The 26,999-nt window shown below is 40.2% G+C and carries 27 protein-coding genes, 1 tRNA gene, 1 pseudogene and 1 riboswitch; of the genes and pseudogenes, 4 read left to right on the forward strand and 25 right to left on the reverse strand.

The genetic code is table 11. From position 1 onward, the window contains the following. The 3 genes and pseudogenes from BUB92_RS02300 to BUB92_RS02310 all read left to right on the forward strand — a co-directional run. Window positions 1-326 (forward strand): annotated as a pseudogene (locus BUB92_RS02300) (IS4 family transposase); the annotation flags it as partial. 30 nt (window positions 327-356) lie between these two features. After that, window positions 357-1,757: an MFS transporter gene (locus tag BUB92_RS02305; protein ID WP_073089506.1), complete on the forward strand. Its 1,401-nt coding sequence runs from the start codon at window positions 357-359 to the stop codon at window positions 1,755-1,757. Between the two features lie 83 nt (window positions 1,758-1,840). Then, window positions 1,841-1,915 (forward strand) — tRNA-Arg (locus BUB92_RS02310). Window positions 1,916-2,437: 522 nt separating this feature from the next. Here BUB92_RS02310 and BUB92_RS02315 read toward each other — a convergent pair. From BUB92_RS02315 to BUB92_RS02365, 12 genes are all read right to left on the reverse strand, one after another. After that, entirely contained in the window at window positions 2,438-3,076 is a 639-nt protein-coding gene (locus BUB92_RS02315; RefSeq protein ID WP_073089508.1) for an IMPACT family protein, read from the reverse strand. 2 nt (window positions 3,077-3,078) lie between these two features. After that, a complete protein-coding gene (locus BUB92_RS02320) occupies window positions 3,079-3,840 on the reverse strand; it encodes an alpha/beta hydrolase (protein ID WP_073089510.1) in 762 nt (253 codons plus the stop codon). A 15-nt stretch (window positions 3,841-3,855) separates the two neighbouring features. Continuing rightward, a complete protein-coding gene (locus tag BUB92_RS11335; RefSeq protein WP_143156844.1) occupies window positions 3,856-4,032 on the reverse strand; it encodes a DUF2197 domain-containing protein in 177 nt (58 codons plus the stop codon). A 40-nt stretch (window positions 4,033-4,072) separates the two neighbouring features. Next, window positions 4,073-5,794, reverse strand: coding sequence for a methyl-accepting chemotaxis protein (locus tag BUB92_RS02325; RefSeq protein WP_073089512.1), 1,722 nt, complete (start codon window positions 5,792-5,794; stop codon window positions 4,073-4,075). A gap of 73 nt (window positions 5,795-5,867) precedes the next feature. Beyond that, the gene (locus BUB92_RS02330; protein ID WP_143156845.1) at window positions 5,868-6,197 is read right to left on the reverse strand and encodes a hypothetical protein; all 330 of its coding nucleotides are present in this window, start codon (window positions 6,195-6,197) and stop codon (window positions 5,868-5,870) included. Further along, on the reverse strand, window positions 6,191-8,623 hold the full coding sequence (locus BUB92_RS02335; protein ID WP_242938979.1) for a Lon protease family protein: 2,433 nt from the start codon (window positions 8,621-8,623) through the stop codon (window positions 6,191-6,193). The genes BUB92_RS02330 and BUB92_RS02335 overlap by 7 nt, the downstream gene beginning before the upstream one ends. A gap of 21 nt (window positions 8,624-8,644) precedes the next feature. Continuing rightward, a complete protein-coding gene (locus BUB92_RS02340) occupies window positions 8,645-9,475 on the reverse strand; it encodes an MBL fold metallo-hydrolase (protein WP_073089666.1) in 831 nt (276 codons plus the stop codon). Window positions 9,476-9,498: 23 nt separating this feature from the next. Then, window positions 9,499-9,828 carry an AzlD domain-containing protein gene (locus BUB92_RS02345; RefSeq protein WP_073089516.1) on the reverse strand — a complete coding sequence of 110 codons (330 nt, stop codon included), beginning with the start codon at window positions 9,826-9,828 and terminating at the stop codon, window positions 9,499-9,501. Then, the gene (locus BUB92_RS02350) at window positions 9,815-10,507 is read right to left on the reverse strand and encodes an AzlC family ABC transporter permease (protein WP_073089517.1); all 693 of its coding nucleotides are present in this window, start codon (window positions 10,505-10,507) and stop codon (window positions 9,815-9,817) included. Before BUB92_RS02350 ends, BUB92_RS02345 begins: the two co-directional genes overlap by 14 nt. Window positions 10,508-10,613: 106 nt before the next feature. Continuing rightward, the gene (locus BUB92_RS02355; RefSeq protein ID WP_073089519.1) at window positions 10,614-12,620 is read right to left on the reverse strand and encodes a transglycosylase domain-containing protein; all 2,007 of its coding nucleotides are present in this window, start codon (window positions 12,618-12,620) and stop codon (window positions 10,614-10,616) included. A 352-nt stretch (window positions 12,621-12,972) separates the two neighbouring features. Continuing rightward, the gene (locus tag BUB92_RS02360) at window positions 12,973-13,599 is read right to left on the reverse strand and encodes a DUF47 domain-containing protein (protein WP_073089521.1); all 627 of its coding nucleotides are present in this window, start codon (window positions 13,597-13,599) and stop codon (window positions 12,973-12,975) included. Between the two features lie 53 nt (window positions 13,600-13,652). Further along, on the reverse strand, window positions 13,653-14,531 hold the full coding sequence (locus BUB92_RS02365) for a radical SAM protein (protein ID WP_073089523.1): 879 nt from the start codon (window positions 14,529-14,531) through the stop codon (window positions 13,653-13,655). 156 nt (window positions 14,532-14,687) lie between these two features. Between BUB92_RS02365 and BUB92_RS02370 the strand changes: the two genes are divergently transcribed. Next, window positions 14,688-14,867 carry an alpha/beta-type small acid-soluble spore protein gene (locus BUB92_RS02370; RefSeq protein WP_073089525.1) on the forward strand — a complete coding sequence of 60 codons (180 nt, stop codon included), beginning with the start codon at window positions 14,688-14,690 and terminating at the stop codon, window positions 14,865-14,867. 72 nt (window positions 14,868-14,939) lie between these two features. Here the strand turns inward: BUB92_RS02370 and eam are convergent, their stop codons facing one another. From eam to BUB92_RS02435, 13 genes are all read right to left on the reverse strand, one after another. Next, window positions 14,940-16,193 carry a glutamate 2,3-aminomutase gene (gene eam / locus BUB92_RS02375; RefSeq protein ID WP_073089668.1) on the reverse strand — a complete coding sequence of 418 codons (1,254 nt, stop codon included), beginning with the start codon at window positions 16,191-16,193 and terminating at the stop codon, window positions 14,940-14,942. A gap of 87 nt (window positions 16,194-16,280) precedes the next feature. Continuing rightward, window positions 16,281-16,420: riboswitch (cyclic di-AMP (ydaO/yuaA leader) on the reverse strand. 52 nt (window positions 16,421-16,472) lie between these two features. Further along, entirely contained in the window at window positions 16,473-16,802 is a 330-nt protein-coding gene (locus BUB92_RS02380; RefSeq protein WP_073089527.1) for an MgtC/SapB family protein, read from the reverse strand. A 1-nt stretch (window position 16,803) separates the two neighbouring features. Beyond that, complete coding sequence (gene guaB, locus BUB92_RS02385; RefSeq protein ID WP_073089529.1) at window positions 16,804-18,255, reverse strand: IMP dehydrogenase; 1,452 nt, start codon at window positions 18,253-18,255, stop codon at window positions 16,804-16,806. Between the two features lie 99 nt (window positions 18,256-18,354). Next, complete coding sequence (locus tag BUB92_RS02390) at window positions 18,355-18,582, reverse strand: hypothetical protein (protein ID WP_073089531.1); 228 nt, start codon at window positions 18,580-18,582, stop codon at window positions 18,355-18,357. A gap of 136 nt (window positions 18,583-18,718) precedes the next feature. Then, the gene (locus BUB92_RS02395) at window positions 18,719-19,963 is read right to left on the reverse strand and encodes a DUF1015 domain-containing protein (RefSeq protein WP_073089532.1); all 1,245 of its coding nucleotides are present in this window, start codon (window positions 19,961-19,963) and stop codon (window positions 18,719-18,721) included. A gap of 21 nt (window positions 19,964-19,984) precedes the next feature. Further along, window positions 19,985-20,896 carry a D-2-hydroxyacid dehydrogenase gene (locus BUB92_RS02400; RefSeq protein ID WP_073089534.1) on the reverse strand — a complete coding sequence of 304 codons (912 nt, stop codon included), beginning with the start codon at window positions 20,894-20,896 and terminating at the stop codon, window positions 19,985-19,987. Between the two features lie 50 nt (window positions 20,897-20,946). Next, window positions 20,947-22,017 carry a pyridoxal-phosphate-dependent aminotransferase family protein gene (locus BUB92_RS02405; protein WP_073089536.1) on the reverse strand — a complete coding sequence of 357 codons (1,071 nt, stop codon included), beginning with the start codon at window positions 22,015-22,017 and terminating at the stop codon, window positions 20,947-20,949. 261 nt (window positions 22,018-22,278) lie between these two features. Beyond that, window positions 22,279-22,548: a YlmC/YmxH family sporulation protein gene (locus BUB92_RS02410; protein ID WP_073089537.1), complete on the reverse strand. Its 270-nt coding sequence runs from the start codon at window positions 22,546-22,548 to the stop codon at window positions 22,279-22,281. A gap of 13 nt (window positions 22,549-22,561) precedes the next feature. Next, window positions 22,562-22,999 carry a dUTP diphosphatase gene (gene dut / locus BUB92_RS02415; RefSeq protein ID WP_073089539.1) on the reverse strand — a complete coding sequence of 146 codons (438 nt, stop codon included), beginning with the start codon at window positions 22,997-22,999 and terminating at the stop codon, window positions 22,562-22,564. 6 nt (window positions 23,000-23,005) lie between these two features. Further along, window positions 23,006-24,289: a M16 family metallopeptidase gene (locus tag BUB92_RS02420; RefSeq protein ID WP_073089541.1), complete on the reverse strand. Its 1,284-nt coding sequence runs from the start codon at window positions 24,287-24,289 to the stop codon at window positions 23,006-23,008. 32 nt (window positions 24,290-24,321) lie between these two features. Then, a complete protein-coding gene (locus BUB92_RS02425; protein ID WP_073089543.1) occupies window positions 24,322-25,452 on the reverse strand; it encodes a D-alanyl-D-alanine carboxypeptidase family protein in 1,131 nt (376 codons plus the stop codon). Continuing rightward, the gene (locus BUB92_RS02430) at window positions 25,453-26,181 is read right to left on the reverse strand and encodes a polysaccharide deacetylase family protein (RefSeq protein WP_073089545.1); all 729 of its coding nucleotides are present in this window, start codon (window positions 26,179-26,181) and stop codon (window positions 25,453-25,455) included. Continuing rightward, on the reverse strand, window positions 26,182-26,874 hold the full coding sequence (locus BUB92_RS02435; protein WP_242938980.1) for a VanW family protein: 693 nt from the start codon (window positions 26,872-26,874) through the stop codon (window positions 26,182-26,184). Window positions 26,875-26,999 lie beyond the last annotated feature (125 nt).

Below are 26,999 nucleotides of genomic sequence, written 5' to 3' on the forward strand. Positions count from 1 at the left end.
TAGGCTCCGAATTCCAGGGCAGAAATTACGATATGCTCATAGCCCATACAACCATTGTTTTTACCAGATATATTTTGCTGGAATGGGAACGACGCAACAACCAGGACTCACGTAGTTACGGAGAAATATTCTATTTGTTATGCGATGAGGTACAGGATATTGACTACCAGACCGCCATACGGTATCTTTTGCTTTTTATTGCCGAACTGCGCAAAAAAATTTCCCAGGATTTATACGCAGAAATTTTGTGTCAAGTTCGATATTGGATTGCTGGTCAACCAGCATACATTAGGGCTTTGATGCCTGTTTTAAACTGCGAAATTTGAGTTATGAAAAAATAAGCTGGGGAGAGAAAAATGCGTCTTGCATATAAATGGCAGGTTTTGTCAATTGTGAATATAGGAATTTTTATGTCTACTCTGGATGGAAGTATTTTAAATATTGCTAATCCTACTATCGCTAAAAGCCTTTCCGTTTCCTTATCCCAGATACAATGGCTGGTAACCTCATATATGCTGGTAATAACTGCCACCCTGCTGTTTTTCGGCAAGCTTAGCGACCAGGTAGGAAGGCATAAAATATACGCCTACGGTTTTTTAATCTTTGCTTCCGGCTCACTGCTGTGCAGCCTATCCCGCAGCCTTCTTTTTTTGATAGGAGCCCGTATCATACAAGCCATCGGAGCAAGTATGATGATGGCAACCGGTATGGCCATAGTTTCTACTGCCTTTCCGGCTAACGAAAGAGGCAAAGCTCTCGGTTTTACAGCTAGTATGGTAGGTATAGGAAATATGACTGGCCCTAGCCTGGGTGGTATTCTGGTGGCCAATTTCCCCTGGCCTGTAATATTCCTTATCAATGTCCCTATCGGCCTTATAGGTTTTTATCTGGCACAAAAATTCTTCTTGCCAGCTAAAATAAATAATAATCGGCAAAAGCCAGATATAGGTGGAACTATTATCTTAAGTTTGTCTCTGGTTCTCTTCTTGCTTGCTCTTTCCCCGGAAGCAGAAAAGCGAAGCCTGTTTTTAATAATCAGCCTTTTCCTCTTTTTTTTATTTATCCTTCTGGAAAGAAAAATCTCAAATCCTTTGCTTGACTTCGAACTTTTTTATAACAAAAACTTTGTTTTTGGCAACCTCATGGCAATGCTTGCCTATACTACCCAAACCTCCGTTATTTTCATGCTGCCTTTTTACTTTGAAAATATACTGTATTTATCTCCTGCCTATTCGGGATTTCTAATGACTATTCCTCCCATAATTATGGCTCTTACCGCTCCCATAGCTGGTAATCTCTCCGATCGCATAGGAGCCATGCCTTTAACCTCTATTTCGTTTGGCATGTTATCTGCGGCACATACGGTTTTCGCTTTTTCTATCTTAAATCGCAATCTATCTCTAACTATAATAGGGCTTATAATACTCGGCATAGGCATGGGAAGCTTTGGCTCTCCTAACAACAGTTCCATATTAGGTTCCGTGCCTCCTGAAAAATCAGGCTATACCGGGGGATTTATATCTACTGTCCGCAATTTTTCTTTTTCTTTAGGCATCGCTTCTTCGGTAAGCATATTCGTATTCATTTTTAATCACTTGCCGTCTTCTTTAACCTATAATCTCGCCTATGCTAAAGCATTACATTATGTATATATGATCTCGGCAGCTATAAACTTACTAGGACTTGGTACCTCTATACTTACACGTCAATATCGCAGTACATCATCTACCAGCATGCAAAACAGCTCTATATCCTGATATTACAAGAAATTTTTTTGCAAATCTCTTTTTCTTATACTTTGACTTCTGTCCTCTTTTTTGCTATACTAATATCGCGATGTACGCCTGTAGCTCAGTGGATAGAGCGCCGGCCTCCGGAGCCGGGTGGGGAGGTTCGATTCCTCTCAGGCGTACCATTATTTTTATATAGCTTTATTCCGCCTCTGTAAGTATACCCAAATTCGGTATAAGCAGAGGCTTTTTGTTTTTCCTTATTAACCCTTATTTATATGCTGATAATTAAACATTTTCCTGGCACCAGATTAAAAAAATTAACCATTCATGTTAATGCAATTCTTTAAAAAAGCGTTCCCCCCCCCAGAAAAAATACCCGCTTCCCGCTTCCTCCCTTATAAACTGAGCAGTCATAATCCATCTATAAAGCTTTTGTTATATCTTCCTCTCCTCAATTTTCATGGAATATTTTGGAATAAACATTAATACTATTATAATAAAAATATTGACAGAACTTTTGTTTGTATTTATACTTAATTAAAAGAACACTTGTTCTTAAATTGGCGGGGGTGACGAACTAATGTTTCAAGGTTTTACTAAAAAAGAATTCTGGCAAACCTTAGCAGGATCGCTGGGTATGATAACCCTGAGCTATCTTCTAGCTGTAGGTTTTTTCCTTCTCTTCCAATAATAAAAAAGCTCCCTTATAAAGGAGCCTCTTCATCTCCAGGGTAATATTTACATTCGCCGGTACTTATCACCGCAGTTCCCCGGGAGATAGTTATTATACTTTTTTTAAATCTTTCTACGCTAGCTAGCGGAACTAAAAAATCTGCTCTGACTGCCGTATCAAATACTACTCTTTCAGTTAATACATTTTCTAAACGGCATAGATATTCTATTTTTCCCCAGTAAACATAATCAGTTTCTACTTTCAGCCTTTGACCCCGTATAAAAGGCTGTTTTTCCGCTCGTTCCAAAACATGAGAGGCAGCCGTCGCATAAGCCCTTACTAAACCAGAAGCGCCTAAAAGTATTCCCCCAAAATACCTTACTACCATCACCAGCACATTGGTATAATTATAAGACTTGATTACATTTAATATCGGCAATCCCGCTGTACCAGCTGGTTCTCCATCATCGCTGTACTTTTCCCCATAGGGCTCTCTCAATATATAAGCATAACAATAATGAGCAGCTCCCGGCCATAACTTACGAGCCCTGTCCAAAAATTCTCCCGCTTTTTCGGCACTGCTAACCGGAACTGCCCAGGCAATAAAGCGCGATTTTTTTATAACCAGCTCATGGACCGTTTCTGATTTGATACTGTAAAAATCAGCCATAGTTACTCCTGCTTCTTGTCAAAGTTTTGCTTCAGCCAGTTTATCGTATAATCTTCTCTTTTTTTATAATCATAAATAAACTTGTGGTCTGCTCCTTTAAATATCTTTAAAGTACATACAGATAGCTTACTTGTTAGATAATACGCATTAGATAGAGGAACCACCTGGTCTTCTCCGCCGTGAACAATAAGAGTTTTCCTATTTCCTATATTGCGGATATATTTATCCATATCATGATAGCTAAAATCTTCTATTAAGTCAGGTTCTAATTGAAAAACTCCGTTTTCATCAGCAAGCTCTATTTTATGTCCTGATTGCCAGAGCTTATACTGCCAGGCAGGTATAAGCCGGGCAAAAGTAGCAGGAAGAAAAACAGGTGCTGACCATAAAATGAAACCCCTTACCGCCGGATCTTCCGTTCCTCCTGCCAGCACCGTAGTCCCCCCAAAACTCCGCCCTAAAAGGATTATCGGCAGAGAGAAAGTTTTCTTTACATAATCTATAACTATTCGCAAATCCTCAGCCTGCCTGCTTAAAGTAACGCGGGAAAAATCGCCGGGGCTTTCACCACTGCCCGTAAAATCAAAAGCTAAAACGGCAAAGCCTGCTTTCTCAAGCCTGGTGGTGAAATCAAAAATCCTGCCCCCATTCTCCTTGGTTCCCCGAAAGCCATGGCAGATAATAATTATTCCGGAAGCATCAGGAAATATATGGCTATAAGCTTTAAGTATTTTCGATCCATTGCTCAGGCAAATCTTCTCCATAGCTTTTTACCCCTTCTACATGGGTTTTTTCGGTTTTTGCTCTTCTTCGCTCTCATAGCGAACTTTGTAATTACAGCGGTCACACACAAACACAGCATCTTTAGATTGTACAAGCTTGGGATAATCTTTATGGTCTTCCGCCACATCATACGTTTTTCCACACATAATACACCTGGCCGTAACCTGCTTCATGCCCTCTTCCCTCCCCATTTATTAAAGCCTGAACAGCCGGTTAAATCTTAAAATAAGCCATAGCCTCTTCCAGCGAAGCTACTATATCATTAAGCCGTTCTACAGCTGCACTTACCTCTTCTATTCCCGCCATCTGTTCTTCGGCTATCCGGTTTATTTTCAGAGCTGCCTGGGCATTGTCATGAGCCGTTCTGGTAGTTTCCTCCATGGCCATCATAGCTGTTTCCGCACTGGCTGCCATCTCTTCACTGGCTGCGGAAATTTCCTGGATCTGTTCATTTACTACTGAAACCGCGCTCATTATCTGACCGAAAAATTCTCCCGCTTTGGCAATTATCTCGGTTCCGCTATTTACTTCCTGCGTGCCATTCTGCATGGAAACGACCGCATTCCTTGCTTCATGCTGAATTTCTCTAATAAGATGGGCTATTTTCTTGGCGGCTTCCCCTGATTCCTCTGCTAATTTCCGTACTTCTTCTGCTACTACGGCAAAGCCTTTCCCCGCATCTCCTGCCCGGGCCGCTTCAATAGCAGCATTCAGAGCTAAAAGATTAGTCTGATCAGCTATGCTGGTAATCAAATCTACAATCTGCCCTATCTCCTGCGATTTTCTGCCTAAACCTTCCACTATTTCTGCGGTATGGTTAACTGCATCCCTTATAGTGTTTATCTGGTTTATGGCTTCTCTTATGCGTTCGCCCCCTTCTTCGGCCCTGGCATTAGCTGTCATAGCGGAAGAAGCAACTTCTCCGGCATTAGCTGCCAGCTGTTCAATAGCGCTTGACATTTCCGTTATAGCCTTTTTTGATTTTTCAGTAAGCTTAGCCTGCTCAGCCGTATTCTGGTTAAGCTCCTCAACCTTGGTAACCATCTTTTCCATCAGGGTAGAGCTCATGCGGGAGTTTTCCAAAAGCCTGGTACTGGCTTCTGTTACCGTCATGCTCAAATCCTTGGTTCTGCCCAGCAATTCACGCATCCTGTCTATCATCACATTAACCCTGGTAGCCAGCCTCCCCGGGGCATCCTTAGCGCGAACCGGAATCCTGTGGGTAAGGTCACCCTCACTGGCTATGGTTATCGCATTTCCGATGCGCCTTAAAGGCATATAAACCGTATAAGCAATGAGGAAAGCCGCAATCAAACCTACAGCAATCCCAAAAGCCGAATAGCCAATCATATTTAACCTGAATCGGGATACCATATCATCATAAGGCTTAGCTGGCACACCTACATAAAACATGCCTATTATATTTCCATCTTTGTCTCGCAAAGGAGCATAGGCCGTAAAATGTTTTATTCCTACTACATCGGCCTCTCCCAGATAAATCCTGCCCTGTTTAAGAACCACATCACTTACATAATCAGCTGCCTGGGTGTTAATCATACGCTGATTATCTTTCATCACATTAGTAGCTACCCGGATATCACCTTTAAAAATAGTAACTGTGTTACCTGTTAGCTTCCCTATCCTGTCAACCAGTTCATAATTTTCCTCCATCAGGCTATTTCCTTTATAAAGCCTGCTGTCAACTATTTTCCAGGTACCGGGATATTCCTGGTTAACCAGCTCAAGGGTTAAAGCTAAATCTGCCTTTAATTTTTCTTCAGCTGCAGTTATCATTTTGTTACCCATAACATAAGTAGCATAAATTCCCATCAACCCTGTAACCCCAGCCAGGACCAGGGTAAAAGCTAAAATAAGCCTTAGCCTGACATCTACCTGGCGTAAAAGCTTTTCAAACCAGTCAAGAAACCTTTGCACCCCTCTTCGCCCCTCTCCTTTGCATAATATTCCATTGTAAATATATTAACATATGCCGGGTGGCAAAAATTGTCTATTCCTGCCCTTCCTTTTCCGGCAAAATCTTGATATAGAGTACACGCTGGTAGTTATAGGAGCCTATGATATTGCCGTTTTTATCATACAGATAATTTAAAGAAGATCCTCCTACATATACTTTACCATGTTCTTCAATACCCAGGCTTTTAACATAACCGACTATAGACTGGTCATCAGTAAAAACTATCTGTACCTTGATAAGTTCCTGCTTAGGCTTTTTTTTCATATCTAATCCGGAAAAATCCGTACTGCATCCGCTGCTGCTCAAGAGAAAAACTAGAACCAGGGTCAGCAAAAGATAAATAAATCCCCGCAGATTCACCATGCATTCCTCCTGTAACCCCTCGTCTTACCCTTACCTTCAGTTTTGGCAATGCGATTTTGCCTGCGGCTCCAGCTTCTCAGCTTATTATCTACCAGATAGTGTATGGTACCGGGAGGATATTTGCCGTTCTTATCCGGCTTGCCGGCCTCCATACCTGTCAATATCTCCAGCCCTTCATCAATATGTTCTACGGCCCATATGTTGAACTTTTTAGCTTTTACCGCTTCTATTACCTCTTCATCCAGCATGAGCTGAGGTATATTTTGTTTAGGGATAATAACCCCCTGTTTTCCATTTAACCCCTGTTCCTTGCAAACTTTAAAAAAGCCTTCGATTTTCTGGTTGACCCCACCTACCGGCTGGATTTCACCATTCTGGTTCACCGATCCGGTAACGGCAATTCCCTGGTAAATGGGAACTTCAGCCAAACTCGACAGTAAAGCATATAATTCGGCACTGGAGGCACTATCTCCTTCAATTCCTGAATAACTTTGTTCAAAAGTTAAGCTGGCCGAAAGAGACAAAGGCTTATCCTGAGCATATTTAGCTCCCAGAAAGCCGCTCAAAATAAGTACTCCCTTGCTGTGAATCCTGCCGCTTAAATGTATTTCTCTTTCTATGTTTACCAGGCCTTTTTCTCCCATAAACGTCTTGGCTGTAATCCTGACCGGCTTGCCGAAACTGTAATCCCCCAGATCATAAACCGCAAGGCCGTTAATCTCTCCAATTTTCCAGCTCTTAGTATCTATAAGCAGGGTGCCTTCTTTGATATACTCCTGAATTTTATCCTCTAAAAGAGAAGAGCGGTTCTTTTTTTCCTCTATCGCCTTTTTCACATGTTCCCCTGTAACCAGTTCCTCATTTTCATATCTAGCCAGGCAATCAGCTTCGTATATTATCTCTTCCAGTTTATTAAATAAAGTAGTCAGTTTATCCTGGTGTTCAACCAGCCTGCTGCCGTATTCTACCAGTTGGGCAACCGCTTGCGGGGTAAAATGTTTTAAACCTTTACTCGTACAAACTGAACACACAAAACGGGCATAATCATACATATGCTTGCGGCTGCGTTCCATCTCGGTATCAAAATCAGCCCTGATTTTAAAAAGCTTTTGAAAGTCATTGTCATAATTGTAAAGAAGATAATAGTATATAGGTTCACCTATGAGCACTACCTTTATATGGCAGGGAATAGGCTCCGGCTGCAGGGTCTCGGTATTAGTTATGCCGATCATCCGGCCAATGCTCTCAATAGTTATTTCCTGGTTTTTTATCACCTTTTTAAGCTTATCCCATACATAAAAATTATTCAGAATATCATCTACATTTAATACCAGATATCCTCCATTAGCTCTATGTACGGCTCCTGCTTTTATTTTGGAAAAATCTGTAGATAATATACCGAATTCTCCCTCATATTCTATCTGACCAAAAAGGTTGGCATAGGTAGGATTAGTTTCAAAAATCACCGGAGCATGTTTTAGTTCTGAATTATCTACAATTAAATTAACCTGATACCTGCGGAATAAGCTTCTTTTGCTCACATGGGTTAAAAATCCTAAAGGAGAATCATCATGCTTTATAAAGCTGTCCTTGTTTTCCAGAAGGTCTTCCTGCATCTCCTCCAAATAGGTCGTAACTTCGGGAAAATCCCGATACTTTTCTATCAGCTTATTAAAATAAGGCTTAATCACCTCCCGGGCGGTTTCATCTTCCAGAGCTTTCACCTGTTCGCGTACATTTTTCTCCAGTTCCCGGTACTGTCTCAAAGCTTCATTTAATTTTTCCTGTACTACTGCTCCTTTTTTCATTATTTCATCTCTCTCTTCATCCGAGAGGCGCATAAAATCTTCCTGGCTCATTATCTGGCCATCTTTAAGGGGAATAGTAGTTATTCCACTTTCATTCCTGGCGATGGTAAAACCGTAAGCCCTGGCTTCTTCTTCTAATTTCAGATACCGCCGGTTCGTCTCCTCCATAAAATTATTTAATATTTGATTTTTCTTGTTCTCAAACTCTTCGCTGTTTAAAGCTTTGATCAGACTGTCAATAATGCTTTCGATATTTTCTGCCACCGCTTTTTGCAAAACCTTGCCCTGCCCGGGAGGCAGTTCTAAGGCCTTAGGGGCATCAGGATTTTTAAAATTATATACATAACACCAATCAGAAGGTACCGGCTCTTTTTTGGCCTTATTCTCCAGCACCTGCCTGGCCAAAGTCATCTTGCCACAGCCCACAGCTCCCGAAAGATAAACATTATATCCGGGATGGTCAATATCTATTCCTAAGGATACTGCTTTCAAAGCTCTCTCCTGGGCAATAATTCCTGATAAAGGTTTAAGTTCAGCTGTGCTCTTAAATTTAAAAATGCCGGGATTACATTTTTTTCTCAAATCTTTGACCTTGACTTTATACCTGTTAGTCTCCAAACACAAACACCCCCAAAACAGCTAAAATGTAAATATCATACCGGTTTCTCCTTTTATTAATCTATAACCCAGGCTGGCATGCAAAACAGAAGCGGCATAAAAACCTGTACAATGGCAAACTATAACCTTTTCAATGTCATAACTTTCTAGCCTGGCAATAGTCTTATCTATTCTCTCCCGGGAGGCACTCATCAGATGAGTCCCTCCTATATAAGCTTTTATTTTGGTCTTTCCTGTTTTCTGCACAGCATAATCAATAGTATTAATCATTCCGGCATGAGCACAGCCGCTTACTATGATAAGCCCATCTTCCTCATCTATTACTAAAGCCATATCATCGGCTAACTGGTCATCTACCAGTTCATCTCCTATTTTAACCTTAAAATTGCCACCAACATCTTCAAAATCATTACTTCTTGGTATTTCCCCTGTTAAATAAATCCCTGGTCTTATCCTGGTAAATCCCTCGATAAAATTAAATTCGGCTCCTCGTGCTAAAAGTTCATCCTGGCTCACTTTACATCCTATTTCCCGAAAAATCCCCGGTCCTACGGGCAAAGGACGAGGCAAGAAAATATCCTTATGGGCATATATCTTTTTATTTGAAATCGATGCGATTACCGCAAGCAAGGCTCCTGTATGATCAAAATGGCCATGACTTATTATAACACCATCTATATCCTGTAAATGAATACCTAAAACCTGTGCATTCTTTAATAAAGCATCCTTAGAGCCTGTATCAAAAAGATATTTTCCTCCCTCATGCTCCACCAGAGCAGCAAAGCCATATTCTCCTATTAAATCTGGTACCGGAGCAGTATTTTCCACCAGAATAGTAATCTTAGACGGCATTTCCATCCTCTCCCCCCAAATTTTTAAAAGATAAAGAAATTATAAATAATCGCCATTACTGAAATACCTGTAAGCAAAGTAAAAAAAAGGCTTCGCGTCTTTACGGCTACGATGATAGTAGGAATAAAAGCCCATAAATAATGATTTTTAAGGCTAAAATCGATAACGCCCTGGGGAACAAGGACGCTTAATGCGGTTAAAGCTGCTAAAACCGCCGGAGCTATATAAGAAAGCCATTCTTTTAAAACTTCCGGGAAGGTAAAGCGGGAAAAAAAAGCTACCGGCAAAATCCTGGGTAATATGCTTACTATAGATACCCCAACAATCATCATCCATATTTCAGCATTTCCCATTAATAATCACTCCTATAGTTGCTGCAACTACAGTTGCTATTATTATGTTAAAAAGATTATGCATAGAAGCAGGCCAAACCCAGCCTATCCCTAAACATAAAGCTGCTGCCACCAGGGCTACCACCAGTTCAGTTCTTTTGCTTATGACCAGAACTAAAAGACAGGTATACATAGCAGGCAGAGCAAAGCCTAATCCTATTTTATCGGTATTAGCAATAAGAGAGCCTGATAAAGCGCCTACAAAAGTGCTGCTTATCCAGCCTATGTGGGAAGTTATATTTAACCCTGCCATATAAGAGGTCGTAGGGGGTTTCTTTTTATAACGGTTAAAAGCTACAGCATAAGTCTCATCTGTAAGCCCGTAAGAAAGAAGGGTAGCCCATCGACCCGGCACATTATCTTTAAAAAAAGGTACTAAAGAAGTGGCAAACAAAAAATATCTCATATTTACCAGAATATTGGCTATTACCGCTGTAGCAACTGCTCCCCCTGCTTTCATAACGCCAATAGCTATATACTGTCCAGCTCCGGTAAAACAAAGAATAGACATCGCTGTAGCCTGAACAACTGACATTCCTGCCTCACTTGCCAGTATGCCGAAAGCAAAACCTAATGGCACATAGCCCAGCACAATAGGGAACGCATCCCTTATCCCTTCCCACAACTCTTTCTTGGTCATTTTTCTCTCCCCATATCCTTTTATACTTTCACATATAATAAAATTTTAGCATCCAGGCTACATATAAGCTAGATAGGTTTATTATTAAAATCCATATTTTCCTTAATCATATATTAGCCTCAGGTAGATTATTTTCTGTTTCAGGCTGGGGTGTTTCTTTTTCGGCTCCACTACTTTCTTCTTCCTCAATCAAGGGTTCGGTTTCTTCCTCCTCTGTTTTTTCAGGATACCTGTGCATATAACAGATATCCCTAGGAGCAGTTCCTTTTATAAAAGCAGTAACCGAGGTACGCGGGCAAAACTCAGTAGCAATAAGCCCGGTATCCAAACATATGTTTACAAGTTCCACCCCGGACGGTTTTTTAAAATCACCCTTTCCCAGTTTAAACGAAGCCTGTCCTATAAAATTAGCCCAGATAGGCCCTGCTATACTTCCGCCAGGCAAACCTACACTGCGGCCGTCATCATATCCTACCCAAACTGCACAGCAAATCCTGGGAGTATAGCCGACAAACCAGGCATCCCTGTATTCATCAGTAGTACCAGTCTTTCCTGCGGCATTATTACCAGCTATGGCTTTTAAATGCGATCCCGTACCTCCAGGTTCCAGTACCCCCTTTAGCATATTGGTAATTATATAAGCATTTTCCGCAGATATAACCTGCTTTTCTCGGCTCCTGTTTTCTTCCAGAACTCTTCCCCTTTTATCTTCAATGCGCAAAATATAAACTGGTTCATGGTAAAAACCGCCGCTGGCAAAAACCGCATAGCCTGCTGCCATTTCCAGAGGAGTAACCTCACTTGAGCCTAAAGGGAGTGATAAAACAGGTTTAATATTTTTAAAGCCAAATCTTTCGCAATATCTGGCCACCACCTTAGGATTAAGCATATCATTAACCTTCACCGCAACTACATTGTCTGATTTCATGACCGCCTCTTTGAGAGTAAATTCCCGGTTATGATAAGGTATACTTCCATAATCTTTGGGCACATAAAAAGTTCCATCACTCATTTTAAACTGTACCTTGTCACACATTACCATATCAGCCGCGGTAAAACCTGAGGCAATAGCCAGGGAATACATAAAAGGCTTAAAAGTAGATCCCGGCTGCCTCTTAGCCAGCACGCGGTTATAAGGTGAAGTGGTAAAATCCCTTCCCCCTATTAAGGCCCTTATATGTCCGTTTTGCGGATCGATGGCGACTAAAGCTGCTTGTAATTCGGGATTCTTATACTTGATCACATTCTGATAAGCCTGGTTAGCTGCCCTCTGTAAATCTAAATCCAGGGTAGTATATATCCGCAACCCCCCGGTAGCCATAGCCCTTTCTCCATATTTTTTGTTTATATACTTTTCCACCAGGGACATAAAATAAGAAGCCTCCCCGCTTATGTAGGGTGATTTTTGAAATACCAGCTTTTCATTTAAAGCCTGATTTTTTTCTTCTTCTGTTATATATCCTTCCTCCCACATCCTTTGTAAAACTATTTCCTGCCTTTTTTTAGCCGCCTCTGGATTTTGATAAGGATCATAATGGGAAGGCCACTGAGGGAGACCAGCTAAAAGAGCTGCCTCAGCCAGAGTAAGTTGGGAAGCGTTTTTGGCAAAAAAAGTGCGCGCTGCTGCTTCCAGACCATAAGCACCATGCCCAAAATATACATGGTTGCAATACATAGTTAAAATCTCATCTTTGCTGTATTTGCGTTCTAACTGCAAAGTATAATAAAGTTCCTTTATTTTACGGGCGAAAGTTCTTTCATTGGACAGATAAATATTTTTAGCTGTCTGTTGAGTTATAGTGCTCCCGCCGGCTACAATCTTCCCTGCCTTTACATTAATCCAAACTGCCCTTATAATCCCTGTCAGGTCTATACCATGATGTTTATAAAAATTCTTATCTTCCACTGCTATTACCGCCTGTTTAAAATAGAGCGGAATCTGATCATAATTAAGATTTATTCTGTTTTGGGTAGCTATACCTTCTATAGGCCGATTATTTATATCATAAACGACAGATGGCTCAGGCTCCTCTGCGCCGGGGAGCATGAGAGCACAACCACTCATATTCACCATCAGTAAAATCAATAAAAAAATCGCTAAGTATTTACGCATATAATCCCTCCTGATTCCTAAATTACCCAAAATTTATAAATTTTATCCTTAATCAAGAATTATGCCGTTATTTTTGACGAAAAATAAGTGAGACTTTGGCGTAATTCGAAAAAACAAGACGCAGAGGTTTAGGGTTTTTGTCACCTCAAAAATTCGGCAAAATGGGGGCAAGTCCTTTTTTATCTAAATTAAATCCCTGATTTTTCTGGGCTGGTTAATTTGTAAAAGTCTCAGTTTACATATTGTTTTGCATGCCAAAAAGAAAACCGTTTTTAGGTTTTAACTCCTAAAAACGGTTTGGTCTACAATCTGAGCCTTGCATTAAACTTTTATAATGGCAAGGCTTTATTTTTTATGAGTATTTGACTACTATACCGCTTAAAAGTTCTGCTACTTCCTGTACATAGTCCTGGGCCATCTCAATATGTTCATAAATCTCACGCCACTTTATTATTTGCATAGGATCATTTTCATTTTCAAATAATATAGCTAATCCATTGCGATACAGGTTATCCTGCTTTCTTTCCAGATAGGTTATCTCCTCACAGCACGCGATTATTTCATTTTTATTCTGCTCCACCTTGTTTAAAAGATTAAAAGCTTTTTCCTGAAGCTTAATTGCTTCCAGCAATACTTCTACCATTTCTTTTACCCTGTTATCTGGTTCCCCTGCCTTATAGAGAATCATGCGGTCGATGATCCCGGTTATATAGTCTAAGACCACAGCCAGAGACTGTACCAGGGCAAAAGCATCCTCCCTGTCAAAAGGAAGTATAAAAGAAGCATTAAGCCTTCTTACCAGTTCTTCAATAATGCGATCCCCTTCATGTTCCAGAGCAGTCAATTTAGCTAGTTTGAGTTCCAAGTCCTGGTAATCGTAAACTACTTCCTGTAAAATCTCTCCTCCTCTCAGCACTACCCGGGCACTTTCGTTTAACAGCAAATAAAGTTCTTTATCTTGGCGTCCAAAAAACCTCAAAATTTTCACCCTTTATGCCGTTTTTATTAATTATATCATAACAGGGACATAAGTTATAAAGCTCTCAGATAATCCGGCCTCAAATAGCGGCGGTCATTTTTTTCGATAATAGTTTTAATCAGAGCCAGCATTTTTTCTTTATCATCAGGAAGCCTTCCCTTTATGGGCAAATAGTTAGAAGCATGATTGCTTCTAAATTCCGTCCCCTGGCACTCCAGATGTTTTATCATTATATACATTTCCTCTAAAATTTCAAAAGGACCTGGCAATTCAAATTCTCCTCTTTGCTGGCGCCGGAACAGTTCAGTATTAGGGACTATCATTAAGGTTAAAGCTCCTATATAGTCTGGATTTATATCATTTAATATGCGGGCCGTGTTTTTAGCATGTTCCACCGCCTTAGGAGTTCTTCCCGCCAAACCCAAAAGCACGGTAACTGATAGTTTAATGCCTGCTCTTCTTATCCTGCGCCCTGCTTCCACCATCTCATCATAAGTTACACCTTTGCGAATATCCTGCAGAAGCTCAGGATCACCGGTTTCTACACCCAGATAAGCTATAGAAAGGCCGGCTGCCTTTAAAGCCGTAAGTTCGGTTATCTCTTTAGATAGTATACTGTCAGGGCCTGCATATATTCCTACATGTCTTAAACTGGGGAAAGTCTTATACAAGGTTTCCAATACTTCAAGAAGCTGGTCAGTAGGCATAGCCAGAGCGTCGCCATCAGCTAAAAAGACTTTTTCCACATCTCCATAATAAAGTTTAGCCATGCGGATATCAGTTTTTATCTCTTCTAAAGAACGCACCCGGAATTTTTTATCCTTGTACATGGCACAGAAAGTACAGCGGTTATGGGTACAGCCGATAGTAACCTGTAAAATATAGCTATTAGCCTCACTGGGGGGCCTGAATATATTTCCTTCATACCTCATTTCCTTCCACCTCCCTTTAATAATATTATTTTATTACAAAATAAGCTAACATGCGAAATAGTTTACAAATTATAAATTATAATCTAGCTATATTAAATTAAATTTTACCCAAAATAATAACAGGTGCGGGTTAATTGTTTAAGGAGGTATTATAATATGTCTAGACGCCGAGGTATTATGTCTGAACAGTTAAAGTACGAAATTGCCCGTGAGCTGGGAGTAGATCACATTGTGGCTACTGAAGGCTGGGGAGCAGTAAGCTCTCGCGACTGCGGCAACATGGTCAAAAAGGCTATTGAATTAGCCGAAAGGGGTTTGGCCAGCAGACAATTTTAACTCGCACCTGATTTATATGCCGGAGGGGCCTTGAGCCCCTCTTTAATTACAAAATAAAGGGGAGATTCCCCTTTATTCTAAGTCATAAATTTTATTGCTATATTTCATAACCCTGTTTTCCCAGGTACGGATAGTTATTTCTTCCTCGCCCCATGATATAAGGTATTCAGGCAGCATGGGAGTCTTACCATAACCTCCCGGAGCATTTATTATATAAGTAGGAACTGCCAGTCCCGAAGTATATCCTCTTAGTTTTTCCATAATTTTTATACCGGTTTCTACCTTGGTTATAAAATGGGAAGTTCCCCTTACCTGTTTAGCATGAAAAATATAATAAGGCCTTACTCTAATTTTCAACAATTCCTGATTCAGCTTTTTCATTACATGTTCATCATCATTTATCCCTCTCAAAAGAACCGCCTGATTACCCAGCACTACACCGGCTTTTATCAGCATATCACAGGCCTTTTTGGCTTCGGGAGTAACTTCCAGTGGTGAATTAAATTGCGTATTTATATATATAGGAGGATGTTTTTCCAGTATGCTGCACAGCTCAGGAGTAATCCGCTGCGGCAAAGTAACAGGAACCCGGGTTCCTATACGCTTTATCTCCACATGGGGAATAGAATCAAGCTCGCTTAAAATCCACTCTAACATAACATCACTTAAAAGAAGGGCATCTCCACCGGTAATAAGGACATCTCTTATTTCCCGGTTTTTTCTTATATAGTTTAGAGCTTCTTTTATCTGTTTTTTGGTGGCATGTTCATCTTTTTCCCCAAAATTGCGCCTTCGCTGACAGTGCCGGCAGTACATGGCACATTGATTAGTAACATTTATGATAAGGCGATCAGGATAGCGTCTGGTAATACGAGGAGCTGGATTAGTATAACTTTCCCCCATGGGATCATCAGATCCATTTCTATCCAGCAGTTCTTCAATTACAGGAACTGCCTGTTTATATATCGGAGAATTTTCATAATGTTCAAAATCAATCAAGCTCAAGTAATAGGGGGAAATCGCCCAGCGAAAGTGTTTGGATAATTCTACCAGTTCGGCATATCTTTTTTCATCCAGAGGTAAGAACTCTTTTAGCACTTCCGGCTGGCAGATCCTGTGCTTCATTTGCCAGATCCAGTTATTCCAATCTTCTTCTCCTGCCCCCAAATATTTTAAAATCTTTTCTTTATTAGCTTCATTTCTTTTTACCATCCGAAATCCTGTCTCAATAAAAGGCTCTTTTTCAAGATAATCATGGATGCTCTGTTTCAACTCATAAGCCCTTTTAAGGGCAAATTCCCTTCTATCTTCTGCTAAATTATGCATCACTATTATCCCTCCTTACTCAAGCATATGCACTGGTCTTTTCTAGGACGCAACAACCAACACTATTGGCGGAGGGTTTTTTTACCTGTCCCCTCCCTTAAAACGCTTACGAAGTTAGCTGACGGGTTAGGGCCTTAAGGGTAGCCCCTCGAATATAGATTCGATTCACCCCAAAAAAGTGGTTCCCCCGCTCCAGGTGTTCTACCTGGATTCAGCGTTTAACTCAACAGGTATTATATTATTTTTATTTTAAACTAAAAAGAAAAATTTGTTAATATTTTATCTCATGCCAATTATTATACCCAAAATAGCTACTATCCAGAGAGCAGCAGCTTTATTCAGACCTCTTATTTTTTTATCTTTGCCCAGCCATATAAAACCTGCTCCAATAAAACCTAAAGCACTGACTATCTGCGCCGACAATCGCCCCGGATCGGCATACCAGGGAAAACCGGAAACCTGAAAAAAATATATAGAGGTTATAGTTACCAGAGTTGATCCTACACCAACAAAAGCAAAGATTCTGGCTGTACGCCCATTATACAAAAACAAACCCAGGAAAAAGGGAAAAACCGTCGCCACAACAAGTTTCAAAATTATCTCTAACATACTACCCCCTGTAGTTAGGTGCTTCTTTGGTAATATCAACATCATGCGGGTGGCTTTCAATCAATCCGGCATTCGTTATCTTAATAAAACGCGTTTTGGTCTGCATTTCCTTGATATTCCTGGCTCCACAGTAACCCATGCCTGCCCGCAAGCCTCCCACCAGCTGGAAAATGGTATCAGCTACACTTCCCCGGTAAGGAACCCGGCCTTCTATTCCTTCCGGTACCAATTTCTTAGCATCTTCCTGGAAATAGCGATCACTGCTTCCCTGGGTCATAGCCCCCAGAGAACCCATACCTCTATATACTTTATAGCTTCTTCCCTGCCATATAACCGTTTCCCCTGGAGCTTCATCCGTACCAGCCAAGAGGTTGCCCAGCATTACGGAATCAGCTCCAGCAGCAATAGCTTTGGCTATATCCCCAGAATATTTTATACCTCCATCGGCTATGATAGGGATATCATATTTTTTCGCTACCCTACTACATTCATATACTGCCGTAATCTGGGGTACTCCTATACCTGCCACTACCCGGGTAGTACAGATAGACCCCGGACCAATACCTACTTTAACGGCATCAGCTCCAGCTTTTATAAGCTCCTCGGTCGCTTCCGCCGTAGCCACATTGCCAGCAATAAGGTCAACTTCCGGGAATTTCTGTTTTATCTTTTTTACCATATTTATTACCCCCAGGGAATGTCCATGGGCAGTATCAACCACAATAACATCAACCCCGGCCTTTACCAGAGCCTCTACCCTTTCTAAGGTATCTTTAGCCGTACCCACAGCTGCCCCGGCCAGAAGCCGTCCTTTTTTGTCTTTGGCGGCATTAGGATACTTGTGAGCCTTTTCTATATCTTTTATAGTAATAAGTCCCATAAGGTTATAGTTTTCATCAACCAGGGGTAGCTTTTCAATCTTATGCTTACGCATTATCTCCCGAGCTTTTTCCATGCTGGTTCCTACCGGAGCCGTAATCAAGCCTTCACTGGTCATTACCTCACGTATAGGCTTTTCAAAATCAGTTTCAAACCTGATATCGCGGTTAGTTATAATTCCTACCAGTTTGCGCCCTTCCGTAATAGGTACTCCGGAAATATGATAATGTTCCATAATAGCCAGGGCATCTTTTATTTTATCATCAGGTGATAAATAGAAAGGATCTGTGATTACCCCATGCTCTGATCTTTTAACCCGGTCCACCATCCGGGCTTGTTCCTCAATAGACATGTTCTTGTGAATAATTCCTATCCCACCTTCGCGGGCCATGGCGATAGCCATTTTGCTTTCGGTAACTGTATCCATTCCTGCACTCATTATCGGAATTTCCAGCCGTATGTTTCGAGTAAGCCAGGTGGAAACATCGACTTCACTAGGCATTACTTCTGAATAGCCAGGAATCAAAAGCACATCATCAAAAGTAAGCCCCTCTTTGGCAAACTTGTCATCCATTTCTGAACTCCCCTTTTTTAAATTTTAAATATCTTATAATAAATAATAGTAATTTGCAAGATAGTTATAACCTATTTTGTACACAGTGTACAAAATAGGCTAATCTCCTCCCATGGTTGAATTTACGCCATAGTGGAAGAAATGATCTTTTAGCAGTTTTATCGTCTTTTTACTTACATTGAACCTATCTGCCATTTCCTCATCAGTCGCTCCTCTTTGCAAGCAGGCAATAAATTCATCAAAATCTACTCCTGCTTCTCTGGTCATCTTGGCCAAATCATCTATTCTGCTCCAGGGCGGGAAAGATCCTCCATATTTCATAACCATTCAGCACTCCTTTTTCTTTTATCTTTCCCGCTGCCACCAAGGTTTTTTTATGGTAAAAATATCCTCATCTATATAAAATTTAAGCCAAGATATCGCAAATATCTTGGCTTAAATATATCGCTTAATCAATTATATATCAGGATAGTTTATGAATAAATATCCCGCTTCTCAGTTTAGGTTCAAACCAGGTAGATTTAGGAGGCATCACCTTGCCTGCATCGGCAATATCCATTAAATCCTCGATAGTGGTAGGATACATGGAAAATGCTACTTTCATCTCCCCACTGTCTACCCTTCTTTCCAATTCCTTTAATCCCCTTATGCCGCCTACAAAATCTATCCTCTTATCTGTTCTCGGATCAGCGATGCCCAAAATAGGAGCTAAAAGATTATTTTGTAAAATAGAAACATCAAGACGGTCTACAGGGTCATGGGGATTGAAGGTGCCTTCTTTAGCCGTAAGTTTATACCACTTTCCCTCCAGATACATGCCAAAAGTATGTTTGGCTTCCGGCCGGTAAGGAGCATTAGCCGCTTCTTCCACGATGAATTTTTCACTTAGCTTATTTAAAAATTCTTCGGTTGAATAACCATTAAGATCTTTTACTACCCGGTTATAGTCCATTATATATAAATCAATATCCGGAAAGATAACGGAAAGGAAATAATTAAACTCTTCTTCGCCGGTATAATTCGGATTTTCCTTACGCCTCATCTGACCCACTTTAACTGCGGAAGCACAGCGATGATGCCCATCGGCAATATATAAATAATCTACATTTTTGAATAGATCAATCAGCTTGTTTATTGTAGCTTCATCATCAATAATCCATACCCGGTGGGCTACCCCATCTTCGGAAACAAAGTCATATACCGGTTCTTTTACCGTCCAGCCTTTAACTATTTCATCAATCTCAGGTTTTACCCGGTAGGTCAAAAAGATAGGCCCGGTATTAGCATCACAATAATCAACATGATTTATGCGGTCCTGTTCTTTTTCGGCCCGGGTATGTTCATGCTTTTTAATAATATCATTCATATAATCATCAATAGAAGTACAAACTACCAAACCAGTCTGTACCCTGCCATCCATTACCTGTTGATAGATATAGAAGTAAGGTTTTTCATCCTGGATGAAAATTCCTTCTTCTATCATACGGTACAGATTTTCCCTGGCTTTTTCGTAAACCCTCTTGTCATATAAATCAATACTCGGATCTAAGTCAACTTCGGCTTTGTCCACATGTAAAAAAGAATAAGGGTTGTCTTTAACCATCTCTCTGGCTTCATCACTATCCATAACATCATAGGGCAAGGCTGCTACCTTGCTTACCAGTTCTTTCTTTGGCCTTATGGCCTTAAAAGGACGCACAACCGCCATAATTACTCCTCCTAAACCAGGTTAAAATTGGTAATTCATTATTATATCTACGATTTCTGCTCCAATCCGCTGTTGAGCCTCAACCGTAGAAGCTCCTATATGTGGCGAAACTGATACTTTGGGGTGATTTACCAATTTTTCATTATGCGTAGGCTCTTCTTCAAAAACATCGATACAGGCTCCTGCCAGCTTACCAGACTCTAATGCTTCAAGGAGAGCATCTTCATCTACTACGCCCCCACGAGCCAAATTCACCAGATAAGCTCCATCCTTCATCATTTCCAGCTGTTTTTTGCCTATAACCGGACCATACTCGCAACTATACGGGCAATGGAGAGATACGAAATCACTTTCTCTTAAAAGATCCTCAAATTCACGATATTCATATTCGCCAGCATCATCTAATTTTCCTCTAATGTCTGTATAAATTACTTTCATGCCTAAAGCCTTGGCTCTTTTGGCTACTTCTCTGGCAATACGTCCAAAACCGACTAAGCCTAAAGTTTTTCCATTGATTTCTATACCATTATAGTTTTTCTTATCCCATTTGCCCTGGCGCATGGTGACATTGGAAAGATGTAAAAATCTTGCCACGGCCAGCATATGCGCAATAGTAAGCTCTGCTACTGATGCACTGCTGGCATTAGGAGTATTTAAAACCTGAATACCGTTTTCCATAGCATAAGCTACATCTATGTTATCTACACCTACTCCGCCCCGGATTATAAGTTTAAGCCTTCCCGTTTCTAAAGCCTTATCTATATGCTCTCTTCTTATCTTAGTAGCCGAACGAACAACGACTATATCAAAATTTTTAAGCGCTTCTCCTAACTCCTCCGGTGCATAATGCTGTTCTACTACTTCAAAACCTGCCTGACGCAGAGATTCAACTGCCGTCTGCTCCATTCCATCCGTAACCAGTATTCTGACCATTACTGTTCCTCCCGTTTCTATCTATATATTTTAACTACCAGCACCCGATTTTATAATTTCAATATATCTTCGATATGGCCTAATACTTCCTTAACATCATCTAAAGTATAATCAGCCATATGGGCTATGCGGAATGTCTTGTCTTTCATCTTGCCATAACCATTGGAGATCTGGAAACCTCTCTTGCCTAGTTCTTTATTCAATTCAGCTATGTCAATGTTGCGGGTATTACTGATAGTAGTAAGAGTATTGGAAAGATAACGCTCATCGGCAAAAAGCGCAAAATGCTTCTTAGCCCATGCCCTTACATATTCAGCCATTTCTATATGCCGGGCAAAACGGTTATCCAAACCTTCTTCGAAAATCTTGTCTAATTGATAATCCAGAGCAAACATGTGCGAAAGTGATGGAGTTGAAGGATACTGATAATCTTTCTTCTGAATGTAGTCATATAGAGACAATAAATCTAAATAATAACCGCGATGAGGTACCTGTTTGGCTCTTTCTACTGCTTTTTTAGAAAAAGTGCAAATAGCAAGTCCTGGAGGTAACCCTAATGCCTTTTGGGTAGAAGTTATACATATATCTATACCTAATTTATCGACTTCTATCTTGCTGCCGCCTGCTGAACTTACCGCATCAACACACCATACTACATCAGGATATTTTTTTATTACTTTAGAGATTTCTTCTATCGGATTCATTACCCCGGTAGAAGTTTCATTATGGGTTATCGTTACCAGGTCATATTTGCCGGTAGAAAGAGCTTCTTCCACCATTTCAGGAGTGGTAGCCTGTCCCCACTCTACTTCAAAAAGGTCAGCCGGAACATTATTGCTCACTGCCATTTCATACCATCTTTTGCCAAAAGCTCCTACCGAGAAAACGGCAGCTCTTTTAGCCGTACAGGAACGAATAGCTCCTTCCATAAGCCCGCTTCCCGAAGTGGTAGAAAGAAGTATTTCCTCTTCGGTATAAAAAAGTTTTCTCAGCTTGTCACTTATCCTTCTCTGTAAGGCAGAAGCATCTTTACTGCGATGTCCTATCATAGGAGTCGCCATTTTTTCGAGTACATCTGGTTTTACCGATACAGGTCCAGGTATAAACAACTTTTTATGCATGATTCAGCCCTCCAAATATTTATTTTTATCCATGACAACAAATAAATTTTAATAGAAATTATAACATCTAACCAGCCCGACATTGAGGATTTTTTAGTATAATCCCCATTATTATTAACTATAAAGCTCATCAAAGATATTTATTTCTATACCAGGCCCAAGAATAGCTGTTATTATTATTCGTCTCTTTCTCTTTTTTAAACCAAAAAAGAGGATGTTTTTAATACATCCCCTTCTTTATGTATTTGTACTTAATTAACTCTAAATAGAATTATTCTTAAGCCGCATGTGCGTATGATCCAGATCAACCACGATTACTTCCCGCCCAATTTTCTTTACTGCTTCCCAGGGTATAACTAGTTTTTGCCTGTCAGCCCAAAAATTAAACATGTTCCCCCGGTTAGGTAAAATTATAGAAATTATTTTTCCGGTTTGGTCATCAATCAGCATATCTGATTCCCCTACCGTTCCCATTCGCATACCATCATAGATGTTTATTATCTCTTTACCCACCAGATCATTGAGTTTCATTAAATCCCCCCTCTTATACTCCGGTATGTCCAAAACCGCCAGCTCCCCTCGCTGTTATTTCTAAATCATCTGTTTCTTCTAATTCCACCTTTTCTACTCTGGCAAAAACCATCTGGGCTATACGTTCTCCTCTTTTCAAAATATACTCTTTGTCCCCCAGATTTATAACCAGAACTTTTATTTCTCCACGGTAATCAGCATCAATAGTTCCCGGAGTATTAAGGAGGGTAATGCCGTATTTCAAAGCCAGCCCGCTTCTAGGCCTTATCTGCGCTTCATACCCTTCGGGAATAGCAACTGCCAGTCCGGTAGGAACCAGAAAAAATTTACCTGGTGGTATAACTACTTCCTGGTCAACAGCAGCATAAATATCTAATCCTGAGGCTCCAGGTGTCATATACTGAGGTAAAGGAAGATCATGGCTATGCAGCCTTTTTACAAGTATTTTCATCCCTAACTACTCCTTTTTAAACCATTTTTTATATTCATGCTGTACTTCTTGCAACACCTTTTCAGGTCCAATAGCAGCTAAAGAAATCTCTTCCGGTCTTAAAAGCTTAGCTGCCAAATCTCTTACCATGGCAGGAGTTACCTTTAATACCTCTTCCATAACTTTCTCTACCGGAACTACTTCTCCATACATCATAACTGATTTGCCCATACGACTGCTCCGGTTAGTTACACTTTCCTGGCCCAGGTACATATTAGCCTTGAGAAGCTGCTTGGTACGATAAACTTCTTCTTCGGTAACCCCTTCACCAAGAAAACGATTCAATTCTTCATAAAAAGCAGCAAAGAACTGTTTTATCTTATTAGGCCCCGTTCCTATATATATAGCATAAGAACCAGTATCTGAATAATTAGAAGGATAGGAATAAACCGAATAGGCTAAACCCAATTCTTCACGCATAGTCTGAAAAAGCCTTGAACTCATACCTCCACCCAAAATGCTGTTCATTACATGCTGGGTATATCGTTCCTTATCCCAATACGAAATACCCGGAGCCCCCAAACATATTTGAATCTGCTCAGTATCCCTAGGTAAAAGGGTAATAAAAGGTACCGTTGCATAAGGCTTGTCCTGGTTATTACTGTCTAAAGTATAATTTTTACCGTCAAACTGGTTTAAATAAAACTCTACCTGGGGTCTGATCTTATCAGCCTTAACATTACCGGCTACAGATATTACCATATTAGATGGAATATAATTTTGCTTGTAAAAATGGTAAACTTCGTCGCGGGAAAAGTTGGCCACCGTTTCTAGAGTTCCTAAAATAGGTCTTCCCATAGCATGGTCCTGCCATAAACTTTGGGTAAAAAGGTCATGTATAAGTTCATCCGGGGTATCTTCATACATGTTAATTTCTTCTATTACTACTCCTTTTTCGGTAGCGAAATCTTTAGCCGCAAAACGAGAATTAAAAATCATGTCAAAAATAATATCCATGGCCTGGTATATGTTTTCATCCAGAGTGCGGGCATAAACACAGGTATATTCTTTAGAAGTATAAGCATTAAGCTGTCCACCAATAAGTTCAAAGCTTTCCGCTATATCCCGGGCGGTTCGCTTTTCTGTTCCTTTAAAAAGCATATGTTCTATAAAATGGCTGGCCCCTGCCATATTTTCTTTTTCGTGCCTGGAGCCCACCTTTATATAAACACCTATCGCTACTGACTTAACATAAGGTATCTCCTCAACTACCAGTTTTGCTCCCTGGGGCAGAATCCAATAGTAAATCAATATCAATACCTCCACATGTAAACTATTTTATTTTAATTTAACCATTGCCGGTATAATTTTTCTATAAGATTATTTCTCTTTTTTACCGTTTGACCACAGAGCAAATCTACACTCGTAACCGGTTGGCCATCTGCATATACGGTAAGGCTTCCTATTTTCTCCCCCATCATTACCGGTGCGTTAAGATTATATTTAAGTTTTACTTTTTTTTCAATATAAGGGGTACCATCTCCTACCCATAAAGATATCTCATTTCTAGGGTATATATCAACATAAGCCGGATTGCCATTTGTCACTTTAAGCTGTTTAAAAGGTGTGCCTTGATCTACGATTTTTACTTTTCGCGTATTATTATAGCCATATTCTAATAATCTTCTACAATCACCGGTACGATCTCCCGATTTTAAAACTACAGCAATAAGCTTTCTTCCATCCCTCTGGGCTGATGCCACTAAACATTTACCTGCAGCATCAGCAGTACCTGTTTTTATGCCATTAACCCCTTCATAAGCCCCCAATAAACCATTAGTATTAGTTATAGTTATAGGTTGTCGATAGCCAGGATGTTTAAACTTGGCAACCTTAGTAGCTACCAGTTCACTGCTTACTTTTTTAGACAATAAGTACCTTCCTATAAGGGCCAGATCATAAGCCGTACTGAAATGGTCAGAGGCTGGGAGCCCAGAAGCGTTAACAAAGTGGGTATGAAAAGCTCCTAATAAAAATGCTTTTTTCGTCATAAGGTGAGCAAATAGCCTTTCTTCTCCGGCTACATGTTCAGCCAGCACCACTGCGGCATCATTAGAAGAACAAATCAATAACGGTTTTAAAAGTTCTCCTACTTCAATTTTTTGTCCTTTTCTAAGTCCAATAGTAAACTCCGGGGTCCTGGCTGCATTATAACTTACCTCAGCTATTTCGTCCATCTTACAATACTCTTCCACCAGTATAGCAGTCATCATTTTAGTAGTGCTAGCTACCGGACGGGGTTCACCCGCATTCTTAGAAATTATAATCTGACTACTTTCACCATCTATAAGGCAGTAATAATCTGAATAAACGGTAGGATAAGCTCCTACTTCGGATACCCATATAAAAAGGAATAAATTTAGTATAAGCCAGAAAAAACTCCTTTTCATCAAATTATAACCTGTCCTTATCATTTATTCATCGCCTTTTCCCTTTACCAGTATCTCCTCAATAGTTACCATTTTATAACCTTCACTTTTAAGCCTGGCAATCATTTCCGGCAAAGCCTTAACCGTAGGTTCAGTAGGATGCATAAGAATTATAGCATCATTATGGGCTTTATTTACTACTCTCTTAACAATAGTTTCCGGACTTGGCCTTTGCCAGTCTATAGTGTCAATACTCCACATTATAAGCTCATAACCCAAATTAGAAACCGCAGTTAATATCTTATGATTTTGTTCTCCATAAGGGGAGGCAAAAAACTTCGTCTTTTTGCCTGTAATTTCCTCAATAATTTTTTCGGCTTTTCTTATCTGTTCCATGGACTGTTCCACAGAAAGCGAATTAAAATGAACATGTTCATATCCATGATTTTGGATACTATGCCCTTCCCGGCTCATCTTTTTTAAAAGTTCACGATTTTTCTCCGCCCATTTACCAGTCACAAAAAAAGTAACTTTTACCTTTTCCTTAGCCAGTATAGCAAGCATCTGGGGTATATATTCTTCCCCCCAGTCAACATTGACAGTAATAGCAACTACTTTTTTCCCGGTATTCCCCTGATATATAGGTTCCCCCAGGCGTACCGCTACGGTATTTTGACTGTAATAAATTAAAGAAAAAGTTAAAAAAGAAACTAACAGAATAAAAATCATACCTGATAATAACAGATTTTTTCTGGTAATAAAATAAATCCTCATCTATCTCTCCCCCCAAATTTCCACTACCAGTTTTCCACCTTTCACCGCTGATTTTATAATAACCGGACCTGCTGTATTGTTTTCAAACCTGAGGTCTAAAGACCCATAATCTACGGTAGCATCCATCCCTTCCGGGACATAGTGTATGCGCCTGCTGTGCATATGTCGCTCTATAATTTTCAGCCCTGCCTTTAAAGCAGCATTATAGAGCGTGCTTGCTACCTGACACACCCCCCCTCCGTAATCAAAATCCATAGCACCCATCATTATAACCGGAGCCGGCATATAGCCACGTTCGGGAGTCCTGGGCCCTACGGTATTATTAAAGGAAAAGATTTCCCCGGGCCAAACCACAGTATTATTTATAGCCTTGCTGGCTAAAGATATATTGTTAAAACGGGCATAACTGCCCGCAATAAAAGTACAATAGCTCCCAATAACGGTATCAGCCCTTTGCAAATCATCTGCCGAATAACGCGGTTTAATCTTTATTACCTTTAAACTTATCTTTTCATTTTCTCCTGCTCTTAAAACTTCATTTACAGTACTTTCCACATCAATAATAACCCCATATTTTTCAGGTATAATTTCCCCCGTAATCTTATCAATAGTTGGTTCTATCGGCACTTTTTGATATCTGACAGCTAATTCTTCAACTACTTCCTGCACTTCTTCAGGAAGTAACCCTTCCACCTTCTCTCCTGCTACTTCTACTCCCGGCTTCACACCAAAAAAATGCCTTTCTACTCTATCTAGCCAGCTGTTTATAAGAGGCAAACTTATTAAAAAAGTAAAAAGAATAAAGGTTCGCCGATTTA

The organism is Thermosyntropha lipolytica DSM 11003, from assembly GCF_900129805.1.
GTDB classification, from domain to species: Bacteria; Bacillota; Syntrophomonadia; order Syntrophomonadales; family Syntrophomonadaceae; genus Thermosyntropha; species Thermosyntropha lipolytica.